General features: G+C 56.6%; 11 protein-coding genes. 5 read left to right on the plus strand and 6 right to left on the minus strand.

The features are described 5' to 3' along the window. Positions 1-10: 10 nt before the first annotated feature. Together accB and aroQ are read right to left on the minus strand one after the other, a co-directional pair. On the minus strand, positions 11-466 hold the full coding sequence (accB, locus tag J0X12_RS14620) for an acetyl-CoA carboxylase biotin carboxyl carrier protein (protein ID WP_207047129.1): 456 nt from the start codon (positions 464-466) through the stop codon (positions 11-13). 21 nt (positions 467-487) lie between these two features. Next, positions 488-925, minus strand: a complete 438-nt coding sequence (aroQ, locus tag J0X12_RS14625) for a type II 3-dehydroquinate dehydratase (RefSeq protein ID WP_207047131.1) — start codon at positions 923-925, stop codon at positions 488-490. Positions 926-1,114: 189 nt separating this feature from the next. On the opposite strand from aroQ, the gene J0X12_RS14630 reads away from it, so the two are divergent. Then, positions 1,115-1,870 carry a DUF3750 domain-containing protein gene (locus J0X12_RS14630; RefSeq protein WP_207047133.1) on the plus strand — a complete coding sequence of 252 codons (756 nt, stop codon included), beginning with the start codon at positions 1,115-1,117 and terminating at the stop codon, positions 1,868-1,870. Here J0X12_RS14630 and J0X12_RS14635 read toward each other — a convergent pair. Further along, positions 1,867-2,325, minus strand: a complete 459-nt coding sequence (locus J0X12_RS14635) for a MarR family winged helix-turn-helix transcriptional regulator (protein ID WP_207047136.1) — start codon at positions 2,323-2,325, stop codon at positions 1,867-1,869. The two genes, J0X12_RS14630 and J0X12_RS14635, sit on opposite strands and share 4 nt — an antisense overlap. A gap of 87 nt (positions 2,326-2,412) precedes the next feature. Here J0X12_RS14635 and hppD point away from each other — a divergent pair, with 87 nt between their 5' ends. Further along, positions 2,413-3,471 carry a 4-hydroxyphenylpyruvate dioxygenase gene (gene hppD / locus J0X12_RS14640; RefSeq protein WP_207047138.1) on the plus strand — a complete coding sequence of 353 codons (1,059 nt, stop codon included), beginning with the start codon at positions 2,413-2,415 and terminating at the stop codon, positions 3,469-3,471. Positions 3,472-3,479: 8 nt separating this feature from the next. On the opposite strand, the gene J0X12_RS14645 is transcribed toward hppD, so the two are convergent. Then, positions 3,480-4,265, minus strand: coding sequence for a DsbA family protein (locus tag J0X12_RS14645; protein ID WP_207047147.1), 786 nt, complete (start codon positions 4,263-4,265; stop codon positions 3,480-3,482). A gap of 235 nt (positions 4,266-4,500) precedes the next feature. Here J0X12_RS14645 and mscL point away from each other — a divergent pair, with 235 nt between their 5' ends. After that, positions 4,501-4,920 carry a large-conductance mechanosensitive channel protein MscL gene (gene mscL / locus J0X12_RS14650; RefSeq protein ID WP_207047149.1) on the plus strand — a complete coding sequence of 140 codons (420 nt, stop codon included), beginning with the start codon at positions 4,501-4,503 and terminating at the stop codon, positions 4,918-4,920. 19 nt (positions 4,921-4,939) lie between these two features. Here mscL and J0X12_RS14655 read toward each other — a convergent pair whose 3' ends face one another. After that, positions 4,940-6,289 carry a M48 family metalloprotease gene (locus J0X12_RS14655; RefSeq protein WP_207047151.1) on the minus strand — a complete coding sequence of 450 codons (1,350 nt, stop codon included), beginning with the start codon at positions 6,287-6,289 and terminating at the stop codon, positions 4,940-4,942. Positions 6,290-6,356: 67 nt separating this feature from the next. On the opposite strand from J0X12_RS14655, the gene J0X12_RS14660 reads away from it, so the two are divergent. Together J0X12_RS14660 and J0X12_RS14665 are read left to right on the plus strand one after the other, a co-directional pair. After that, positions 6,357-7,793: a gamma-glutamyltransferase gene (locus J0X12_RS14660; protein ID WP_207047153.1), complete on the plus strand. Its 1,437-nt coding sequence runs from the start codon at positions 6,357-6,359 to the stop codon at positions 7,791-7,793. A 24-nt stretch (positions 7,794-7,817) separates the two neighbouring features. Continuing rightward, positions 7,818-8,978, plus strand: a complete 1,161-nt coding sequence (locus J0X12_RS14665; protein WP_207047155.1) for a pyridoxal phosphate-dependent aminotransferase — start codon at positions 7,818-7,820, stop codon at positions 8,976-8,978. Between the two features lie 35 nt (positions 8,979-9,013). On the opposite strand, the gene J0X12_RS14670 is transcribed toward J0X12_RS14665, so the two are convergent. After that, on the minus strand, positions 9,014-11,686 hold the full coding sequence (locus J0X12_RS14670; RefSeq protein WP_207047157.1) for an Rne/Rng family ribonuclease: 2,673 nt from the start codon (positions 11,684-11,686) through the stop codon (positions 9,014-9,016). Between the last annotated feature and the right edge of the window lie 220 nt (positions 11,687-11,906).

Below are 11,906 nucleotides of genomic sequence, written 5' to 3' on the forward strand. Positions count from 1 at the left end.
CTACTGTCGTTTATTCAATAATCGCGAGGGGCTGGCCGTACTCAACCGGCTCTTCATTGCCGACCAGGATTTCGATGACCTTGCCCGATTTCGGGGCGGCAATCGGGTTCATTGTTTTCATCGCCTCGACAATGAGGAGGGTCTGACCCTCGCTGATCATGTCGCCGGGCCGCACGAACGGTGCCGAGCCGGGCTCCGGCGAAAGATAGACTGTGCCGACCATCGGGGATTTGACGGCGCCGGGATGGCTGCTGGCATCAGGTGCCGCCGCTGCCGGTGCGGCGGCTGGGGCCGCAACCGGTGCGGCGGGAATAACGGTCTGGATGGCTTCCGACGCGGCGGAAGATCCCCGCGACACCCGCAGGCGATGGTCGCCATTCTCTATTTCAATTTCCCCCAGGCCGGTTTCGTTCATGATCTCGGCCAGGTCCCGGATCGCCTTTTTGTCGATGTTAAGTTTATTCATAATGTCCAAGTCTCGGTTACTTTAATCAATCAGGTCGGCAAGCGCGTCGAGGGCCAGCCCATAGCCTTTTGCCCCAAATCCGCAGATAACACCAGCGGCAACGGGCGAAATATAGCTGTGATGGCGAAATTCTTCACGCGAAAAGATGTTTGACAGATGCACTTCCACCACCGGCAGGCCACAGGCCTTGATCGCATCATGAAGCGCGACGGAGGTATGGGTATAGGCGGCCGCGTTCAGGATGATGCCGCTGTGGCTAGCGCCCGCACGCTGGATCGCATCCACAAGGTCGCCTTCGCTATTGCTCTGGAAGAAGACAGTCTCGATGCCGATCTTGTCGCCATGGGCGCGGGTTTGCTCCTCGATGTCCTTGAGCGTCGTGGACCCGTAAATCTCCGGCTCCCGCTTGCCCAGCAGGTTCAGGTTCGGACCGTTGATGACAATTACTGACTTACCCATACATTCCCCCGCAACTTCCCGTGCGAACAGGCCTCTCAGCCAAACTGCCCCCTTATACAGAAGTCTTTAACAAGTTTAAAGCAATCGTGAAAATTAGTCGATGAAGGAGTGGGGAGTAGGGGGATTGATTTCCGTGATAAGAGCCTTAACTTTATACTCCTGCTCCTTTTCCGTTTCTTGAAAGTCACAATGAAAGCAACGCGCAGAATACTTTTAGTCGGTCTATGCGCAGTGCTGCTGTTTGGCCTGCCGCAGATGCTGTCGGTCGCGGCGGGAAATTCGTCGGAGGCAACAAGCTGGTCCTCCGCCCGGCGAGATGCAAGCGGGCTGTCACCGGCGCCCGAAACCCACACTGATGCAATCATCCAGGTCTTTGGCGCTCGTACTTGGGGCTGGCGCGGGAATTTCGCCATCCATACCTGGATTTCCATGAAACGCGAGAGCGCGAACAGCTATGACCGCTATGAGGTGATCGGCTGGCGGGCGCGACATGGCGGCAACGCGCTGGTAAAAAGTCGCGGCGCACCCGATAATCACTGGTTCGGCAATGCACCGGAAGTCCTCGCCACCGTTAAAGGGCCCGCGGCTGAAAAGCTGATGAACCGGATCGAGGCGGCGATCGAGAGCTATCCGCATAAATATGATTATCGCGTCTGGCCCGGCCCCAACTCCAACAGCTTTATTGGCCATATAGGCCGCGCGGTACCGGAACTTGCACTCGATCTGCCACCAACCGCTATCGGCAAGGATTACATCTCCGGCGGTGTCCCGTTTGGCAGCGCCGTGAGCGGGCGAGGGGTTCAGTTTTCAGTTTTGGGGTACGGCGGTTTCACGGCCAGCCCAGTGGAAGGAGTGGAACTGCATCTACTCGGACTTACCCTCGGTCTCGATGTCGATGACGCCGCGCTCAAGCTGCCGGGATTCGGCCGGGTCGAGCTGTTCTAGCCTTCCTGAAGGTCCTCCGCCGTCGCATCGAGGCGGTTCAGGAAATTATCAAGCTGCTCAATCTCCTCCGGGCTGAACTCGGCGAGGAGCTGGTTTTCATAGTCCTGCGCGAGCGGAATGATCTCCGCGAGGGTCGATTGACCCGCCTGTGTAAGGAACAGCGCGGCGGAGCGTCGGTCCCCCTCCACTGTGCGTTTCTCCAGGCGGCCCGATTTTACGAGCCGTTCCACCGCCCGGCTGATGCTGACCTTGTCGAGGGAGGCGAGCGGGGCAATCTCGCGCGCAGTCAGGCCGGGATTGGAGCCCAGCAACGCCACAATCCGCCATTCCGCGATGGTCAGGTCGAACAGGGCGGAGTATTTCGCCGCGAGGCTGCGGCTGATCATCCCGGATAACTTGGTCAGCCGGTAGGGAAGGAACCGGGGCAGATAGAGAGTGCGTTGCATTTCATTCATCGAAACGGCCTTGACATTATTCAGTACCCGATCCATTTTACGGATTAAAGTTTCAAATGAAACTACTTTCTGACCGGAGGGATCGATATGGCTGATTTATGGGACAATCCGATGGAAACTGACGGCTTCGAATTCGTCGAATATGCCGCGCCGGACCCGGAGGCCTTGGGCAAGCTGTTTATCTCGATGGGCTTTCGTCCGGTGGCAAAGCATCGCTCCAAGGATGTGACCCTCTACCGTCAGGGGGATGTCAATTTCATTGTCAATGCCGAGCCCAACAGCTTCGCCCAGTCCTTCGCCCGCATTCACGGGCCCTGCGCCTGCGCCATGGCATTCCGGGTAAAGAACGCGGCGAAGGCCATCAAGCGCGCGGAGGAACTCGGCGCCTGGGTCGTACCGTCGGACGCGGGACCGATGGAGTTGAATATTCCGGCAATCAAGGGAATCGGGGATTCGCTTATCTATCTTGTGGATCGTTATGGCGACAAGGGCACCATTTATGATGTGGATTTCCTCCCCATTGAGGGAGAGGAACGCCATCCCGCGGGGAACGGCCTCACCTATATCGATCACCTGACCCATAATGTCCATCGCGGGCGCATGGCCGAATGGTCGGAATTCTATGAGCGCCTGTTCAATTTCCGGGAAATTCGCTATTTCGACATCGAGGGCAAGCTGACGGGCCTGAAAAGCAAGGCGATGACGAGCCCGTGCGGCAAGATCCGCATCCCGATCAACGAAAGCTCTGACGACAAATCGCAGATTCAGGAATATCTCAATGCCTATCATGGCGAGGGGATCCAGCATATCGCCCTCGGCACCAATGATATTTACTCGACCGTCTCGGCCATGCGCGAGACAGGCACGCTGTTTCAGGAAACGCCTGACACCTATTTTGAACAGATAGATAGCCGTGTGAAATACCACGGCGAGGATGTCGAAAAGCTCAAGGCGTTACAGATCCTGATCGACGGCGCACCTACGGAGGGGCAGGGCCTCCTGCTCCAGATATTCACCCAGAATGTGATCGGCCCGATTTTCTTCGAGATTATCCAGAGAAAGGGCAACGAAGGGTTCGGCGAGGGCAATTTCCAGGCCCTTTTCGAATCAATCGAGCTCGACCAGATCCGCCGGGGTGTTATCTAAAGGCTGTATCAGGATTTATTTTTATCCGCCTGTTCGGCTGACTCCCGTGCCGCCGCGATAAGCGCCTGCATCTGTTCACTCGATATCACGCCGGGAATAAACTCATCCCCGATGACAAAGGCCGGTGTGCCACTGATCCCAAGCTGTTTGGCGAGGGCATAGTTCTTTTCGACAACGGCGCGCACCGCGTCCTTTTTCATGTCAGCCTCAAGCTTTTCCAGGTCGAGACCAACGTCCGTTGCAATACTGCGGATACGTTCCATCGTCAGCCCGCCACGACTGCTCATCAGGGCGGTATGGAATTCAAGGTATTTACCCTGTTCAATTGAGGCGATGGCCGCCTGAGCGGCAAGGAAGGAGTCCGCGCCGAGAATAGGAAATTCCTTCAGGACCAAGCGGATATTGCCGTCCGCCTCGACGGCTTTCATGACTTCGGGGAACGTCTGCTTGCAATAGCCGCAGCGGTAGTCAAAAAATTCCACAATCGTCACATCGCCGTCGGGATTACCGGCAACAAAGCTGTATCCATCCTCTTTCAGCTCCGTCGATAGCGACGCCAGCAAACCCTTACGATCCGTCGCGGCCGCCATCTCTTCCTGCTTGGCGAGTTCTGCAATTACCTCCCGCAGAACCTGCGGATTGGACAGGAGATAGGCGCGCACCCGTTCGCCAAATTCATCCTCCGTTGTGGTTGGTTTCTCCATCATATATTGATAGACGCCAAAGGCGATCAACCCGACAAGCGCGACGAATGAAAGGATGCTGAGACTACTGAGCTTTGTTCTGGCGGACATTAAAACACTTTCGGAATAATAATATTGACCGAGTATGCCCACGGCCAACATAAAATCAAATAAACTTTCCTGTGATCATTCACACAGCACAGCTATTACAGGTATTTCCCCTCCGGAAGAAACAAGATTGTGGATTCTCCAAAGTATATTATAGTTAAAATCGCGGGAAGACTGCGCAAAACCCCGTAACAGAGTACGAATAAGCGCTTATACTTTATTGAGTTGGGGGTAGGGAATGCTTAAAGAATTTAAAGAATTCGCCATGCGTGGCAATGTTGTCGATATGGCCGTTGGTATCATTATTGGTGCCGCGTTTGGAACTATTGTCAAATCGCTCGTCGCTGATGTGATTATGCCGCCAATTGGAATGCTGCTTGGCGGCGTGGATTTCACCGACTTCTTTATTACTCTTTCCAGCGGAAGCTATGAGACCCTCGAGGCCGCAAAAGAGGCCGGCGCGGTCACCCTGAATTATGGCGCCTTTTTTAATACGGTGATCAGCTTTATCATCGTCGCCTTCGCGGTTTTCCTCCTCATCAAGCAGGTTAACCGCTTGACCAAGAAGGAAGAGGAAGCGCCTGCAGAGCCAGCTCCGCCGCCACGCGAAGAGGTTTTGCTCGAAGAAATTCGCGATTTGCTGAAAAGCCAGAAGTAAACTACGGAGGCGTCACGGATTATTCTTTTCGTGACGCCTGGTTTGCGTAAGTAATGATATCTTCCAAACGAAGATAGGACGGGCTGCCGATTTTAAAGAAGTCCTGCGCCCGCTTCGCATGGAAGATGGCCTTTTGATATTCCCCCTCCAAAAGAGACCGTTCAGCGCTCGCCATGGACAGCATTCCCGTATCTCCGGTCCGGCTGTAGGCGGTAGCCAGCTGGTCCCAAGTATTGCCGTCGTTGGGATCGATTGCGAGGCTGTCATTCAGTACGGCGATGGCGCGTTCTGCATCCCGCACATCCCCTGTCGCATTCAGGACGGTACCATAAAAAGTCAATATTAACGGCTCGTTTGGTGCGAGCGTAATGGCTGTCTCAAGGGAGGGAAGGGCCCCCATGATATCGCCGTTCTCATAGAGCGCCTGTGCTTTCAACTCGTGGAAATAGGGATCGCTGGGGTTTTCCGCGATAAGGCTATCGATCTCCTTGATTGCCTTGGGAAGATCGGGATACCTGAAAAAGCCGATTGCCCGGGCATAGCGCGCTTCGATGCTATTGTCGCTCACCGGGTATTTTTTCAGGGTCTTGGGCAGCGGCCGTGTAAACCCGTAGAGCTTGCCCTGCATCCGTTTAAGGGCAATGACATCCTCCTCGCTTGGCGGTGTATCCTTATAGGGGGATTTATCCACCCGCTGCGCCAGGGCCGCAACACGTTCACTGCTGACGGGATGGCTCCGGTAATAGGAAGAAATGGTCGTCTGTGGCTGGTACTGCCCCTGGCCGATGATTTCCAGAAACTCCAGCATGCCGCGCCCGGACTGGCCGGTCCGGTTAAGATAGGTGATCGCCGCCTGGTCAGCAGATGATTCCTGCGTCCGGCTGTAGCTGAGGAAGGATTTCGTCGCCGCATCCTGCGAGCCGAGAACCACCGCCGCACCGGCTTCCCCGCCGCCTGCCACCATGGCCGCGAGACCAAGGATCATGCCGACTATACTTTTGACATTCGCTTTGGCGAGCGCATCCTGCATCCGCGCCAGATGGCCACCCGCGATATGGCCCGTTTCATGGGCAATCACGCCTTTGAGCTGGCCCGGGGTCTCGACCCGCTCCAAAAGCCCCCGAAACATGAAAAGCCGCTGTCCGCCCGCGACAAAAGCGTTGAGATCGGTGCTATTGATGATATAAATTTCCACATCATCACCGTTCAGTCCCGCCGCCCTGAACAGAGGCCTTGCGTAAGCACGAAGGGTATGTTCAATTTCTGCGTCACGAATGAAGGAAGGGGCCGTCTGTTTGGCAGAAGCGTTCCCCAAAGACAGCAACAGGACCAAGATTATGGATACCGGCGTTAATATGCGTTTGATCAAGAATAAATTCCTTTCGTCACTTCCTCAAACTAGGAATTGCGGCCGCGCCCGTCAATGGAAGGTTAGATTGTTCTCCCTCGCATGTCTTGCGCCGATCGCTCTCAGCGCCTGTAGCGGCCCGAGTGTTCCCGTCGGTGAAATTGGCAATGTCGAGGGAAATCTCGGTGGTGCGGCGTCCGATGAACCGCGCGCGACCCTCGTCGCGGAGGATATTCTCTCCTCCGGCGGCACCGCGGCGGATGCGGCAACCGCCCTTTACTTCACCCTTGCCGTTACCTATCCGGTTGCTGCATCCCTTGGGGGTGGCGGTGAGTGCATTGTCTATGACACCAAAACGAATAAACTCGAGAACCTCCAATTCTTCAATCGCGCCCCGGCTGGCGGCGGTTCGATCTCCATACCCGGCAATATCCGGGGCATGGCGGCGTTGCAGGCGCGTTACGGCAAGCTTGAATGGTCGCAGCTTCTGTCCCCGGCCGAGAAAATCGCCAATTTCGGCCAGCCGCTTTCCCGTGCCCAGCATATGGCTATGGTCCTGAACAAGGATCAGCTTCTCCTCGACTACAATCTCCAGAGCATATTCATGGATAAAGATGGAGAGTTTGTGGCAGAGGGCACGAAAATCCGCCAGATCCGCCTCGCCAGCCTGTTGTCGGCCTTGCGTTCTGAAGGCGGGGCCTCCTTCTACAGCGGCAACTGGGCGCGCACCTTTATCGAGGATTCGCGCGCTGCCGGTGGCAAGGTGCAAATTTCAGACATGCTTAATTTCAAGCCGGTCTGGCTCGACGCCCAAAGCTTCCGCGTCGATAACAATATGGCCGGCGTTTCCGCTGGCCCGTCGGGCGATATTTACCGCAAACTGTGGAAATCACTCTTTGACGGTAAGGGCCTTCTCGGTATCGATGTCGCAATTCCCCAGAGTGAAATCGCCAAGGCCACGGCGGCTGTCTTCTCCGAGACGCGCGGCATCTCGCCCTTTATCAGCCATGGCACCACCTCTTTTGTCACCGCGGATAACCAGGGTGGCGCGGTGGCCTGTGTCGTCGGTCTCGGTGCGCCGTTCGGCAGTGGCTATATGGGCGAAATAACCGGCATTGTCATGGCCGGGAACCTGCCACCGGAACGCCGGGAGTTTCCGTCCTCTCCGCTACTGATCGTCAATATCCCGAACAAGGATTTCTACTATGGCGGCGCGGCGACGGGCGGTGCGGCGGCAACCGTCGCCTCTGTTGCGACGGCCCTCAATGTATTTGCCAAGGGCAGCGCGCTCGATCCGGCCATGGATTCCGCGCGGCTCTTTACCATGGGCGAGGGACTCCCGCTGCTCTATGAAAGCTCCATGGCGGACACGGACGTGAACAGCCTGGCAACCGACTTCCCGGTGATGGTGGAAGTTGACCGTCTGGCCGCCGTCAACGCGGTCTATTGCCGGGACGGCAAGGTCTTCAACTGTATCTCCCGCCATGATCCACGGGGTTACGGCCTGTCTCTGATCGAAAACTGATAACGACAATCCGAAGGTAGAAACATGACACGCAAGCCGGGCCGGGAAATCAGCCCCTTTATCGCCATGGAAGTTCTGAAAGCCGCGAACCTGCGCGAACAGCAGGGCGGGGAGGTCTTTCATATGGAAGTGGGACAACCGGGTACACCTGCGCCGTCGAAAGTGCTGGCCGCCGCGAAGGACGCGCTGGAGAATCAGCAGATCGGCTATACGGATGCACTCGGCATTGCGCCGCTGCGCGAAGCGATCGCCCGCCACTATAAGGATTTTTACGGCATCGACGTGCCGATGGAACGGGTTGTCGTGACCACCGGGTCATCCGGCGGCTTTCTCCTGACCTTCCTCTCCGCCTTTGAAAAGGGCGACGGTATCGTGCTCGCCGAACCAGGCTATCCTGCTTATCGCAATATTCTCACTTCACTCGATCTCGTGCCCGTCGGCTTGCCCTGTCAGGAGGCGACAAATTTCCAGCCGACCCCGGACCTGATCGACACGCTGACGGACCCTATTGCCGGATTACTTGTTGCCAGCCCGTCGAACCCCACTGGCACCATGATCAAGAAGGACGAACTGGCGGCACTAATCGATTACTGCCAGGAACATGGATTGCAGTTCATCTCCGACGAGATATATCACGGCATCACCTATGATGAGCCGGCGACCACCGCACTGGAACTGACGGACGAGGCGATTATTATCAATTCCTTCTCCAAATATTTCTCCATGACCGGCTGGCGGCTCGGCTGGATGATCGTGCCCGAGCGGCTGGTCAGCACAATCGAGAAACTCGCGCAGAACCTCTTTATCTCACCGCCCGCGCTCAGCCAGTATGCCGCCATCTCCGCGTTCGAGTGTCGGGACGAGATGGAGGAAAATGTCAGGGCTTACGCTCGCAACCGGGAAATCCTGTTGCGTGAATTACCAAAATTCGGCCTCTCGCGGCTGGCCGCCGCCGATGGTGCGTTCTATGTCTATGCGGATGTACGGGATTTCACCAATGACTCGGTAGCGTTCTGTAAAAAAATGCTGAACGAGACAGGCGTTGCGGCGACCCCCGGGCTCGATTTCGATCCCCATCGGGGCAACGGATATGTCCGCTTTTCCTTTGCCGGATCGACAGCCACCATCGAACAGGCCGTTGAACGGCTGAAGGACTGGCCCGGCATTAAAAAAGGGAGCCAATAAGCTCCCTTTTTATCATCTCATGGTCTGATCAAAGCCTAGCCGCGCCGCCACCAGCCGCTGCGTTTGGGCTTTTTCTCGACGACGGTTTCTTCTGCGGCCTGCTCGGTCACCAGAGTTACGGAAACCGGCTTTTCAGCGACTTCCACTTCCGGGCTTTCCTCGGCAGGGGCAGGAGAGGCAGGTTCGGAAGGCGTTTCCGCCACGGTTTCCGATTCTACGGGTTCCGCTGCCGGGACTTCCTCTTTCTTGGCTGCTCTCCGACGACGGACCGGTGCCTTTTTCGGCGCCTCCGCCTGCTCATCGGTTGTCTCGGTAGAACTCTCCGCCGTTTCCGGTGACTCGCTCGCCTCGTCCTCGGCTTTCACCTCGTCAGATTTGGGCTTGCGACGGGAACGACGCGGTTTCTTTTCCGCGACTTCCGCAACCTCTGTCTCTTCAGCAGATACAGGGGCATCAGGTGCCGCAACCGCGTCTGCTTCCGGCGTGACGTCAGGAACGCCTGCAGTCTCGCTCGTCTCATCGACATTTACCGTGGCGGGAATAGCCGCAGCCTCGTCGGATCCGTCGGAACCGCTGTTAGTCTCGACGGTGGTTCCGTCCTGTGTCTGCTGCTCCTCGGAGGAGGCATTGCGCGAGCGACGGCGACCGCCGCGTTTGCCACGACGACGGCGTTTGGGCTCGCCCGTTTCAACGTCCTCTTCACTGCCCGCAGACGGGGCTGCAGGGCTCTCGCCGGATTGCTCCTCGGCATTTGCTTCCTGCGGCGCATTCTCGTCACGAGGCTTCCGCCGACGACGGCGCCGACGGCGTTTTGTCGCCGTGCCATCCTCTTCACCCGCAGACTCGCTTGCAGGTTTCTCGGCTTCCTCTTCATCGATTGTGCCGACGTAGGCAGACGTTACTTCGCGCGTGACTGGTGTCAGATCACCCGGCTTGCCTTTTTCCCGCTCAATCTTGTAGTCGTTCATGTTAGACATCGGATCAGCTGTGATCAGGATCGTCATGCCATAAAGATTTTCCAGTTCCTGAATGACGGCCCGCTTCTGGTTAAGCAGGTAAATTGCCACATCCGTATGAACCGCAACGGTAATTTTCGCGCTTCTTTCGCGCACGCCTTCTTCTTCCAGCGTGCGGATAATCAGTAGCGCCGTCGACTCGATGGAGCGGACAAAGCCCGAACCACCACAGGTGTGGCACATCGTCGTACTGGTTTCCAGGAAGCTTGGGCGCAACCGCTGGCGTGACATTTCCATCAGGCCGAACGGGCTGATCCGGCCGACCTGGATACGAGCACGATCGGATTTCAGGCAATCCTTCATCCGTCGTTCCACCGCGCGATTGTTGCGGTTGTCGTCCATATCGATAAAGTCGATGACGATCAGGCCGGCAAGATCGCGCAGGCGCAATTGACGGGCAATTTCCTCCGCCGCTTCCAGATTGGTTTTGGTTGCCGTATCCTCGACATTGCGCTCCCGCGTGGCCTTGCCGGAGTTGACGTCGATGGAAACAAGCGCTTCCGTCGGGTTGATAACAATATAGCCGCCGGATTTAAGCTGCACTTCCGGGTGATACATGGACGCAAACTGCTGCTCCACCTGGAACCGATGGAAGAGGGGGATCTTGTCCTTGTAGGGCTGGACCTTTTTCGCATGGCTTGGCATCAACTTGCGCATGAAGTCCTTCGCCAGCTTGTAGCCATTATCGCCCTCAACCAGAACCTCGCTGATCTCCTTGTCGTAGAGATCGCGAATGCTGCGCTTGATGAGGTTCGCTTCTTCATAGACGCAATGGGGGGCAATGGATTTGAGTGTCAGCTCCCGGATATCGTCCCAGAGACGCATCAGGAATTCATAGTCGCGCTTGATCTCGACCTTGGTCCGGCTGAGGCCCGCGGTACGGATAATAACGCCGATCCCATCAGGGACTTCCAGCTCGTTTGCGATCTTCTTGAGGCGCTTGCGGTCCGCAGGATTGCTGATCTTGCGGCTGATACCGCCGCCGCGGCCGGTGTTCGGCATCAGCACGCTGTAGCGGCCGGGCAGGGAGATATAGGTTGTAAGCGCCGCGCCCTTGTTGCCGCGCTCTTCCTTGACCACCTGCACCAGCAGGATCTGCCGCCGCTTGATCACTTCCTGTATTTTGTAGTTGCGGCGTGGCGGCGCAACGCGCCGGTCATCGACATCATCCTCACCACCGAGGTTCTCGACAATATCATTGTCGCCCCTGTCAACGACCTCAAGACCGCCGCCCGTGTCATCCGCATAGTCGACAACACCGTCATCGTCGTCATCGTCGGCGTGAGGGGCAGAGTCCGTCATGGCCTCCGTCTCTTCGGCGTCATCGTCATCCGTCGCAGCGGCCTTTGCATTAACGGCGGTACCGTCAATTTCCGCATCCTCCAGATCGCTCGCTTCCCGTTCGGCCGCAGCTTCCTGTTCAATCAGGACTTCGCGGTCGGAAATCGGCACCTGGTAATAATCGGGATGAATTTCATTGAAGGGGAGGAAGCCGTGGCGATTACCGCCATATTCGACAAAAGCCGCCTGAAGGGAGGGTTCTACCCGTGTTACTTTGGCAAGGTAGATATTGCCTTTAAGTTGTTTTCTTGAAGCCGTCTCATAATCAAATTCTTCGAGACGGGTACCTTTAACTATTACGACGCGTGTCTCTTCTTCGTGAGACGCGTCGATCAGCATGCGCGTAGCCATACTTAGCTCCGTGACTGGATGCCCTTCCTATGAGTAAAAGAACACCAGCCTATGTCTGTGGAAATCGTCGGCGCCACGTTTTCAATTGACAAAACGTTTTTCCAACCCGCCAACCGGTCCGGTCTGAGTCTTTGGCTGCCTTAATCCGCCCTCAACATTGAGGGCTGGGACGATTTCTGTTTCACCTATTTTCACTGCATTGTCTTAAGCGCTGCCATCA

Origin of the sequence: Sneathiella sedimenti (assembly GCF_017313765.1) — a bacterium.
GTDB lineage: Bacteria > Pseudomonadota > Alphaproteobacteria > Sneathiellales > Sneathiellaceae > Sneathiella > Sneathiella sedimenti.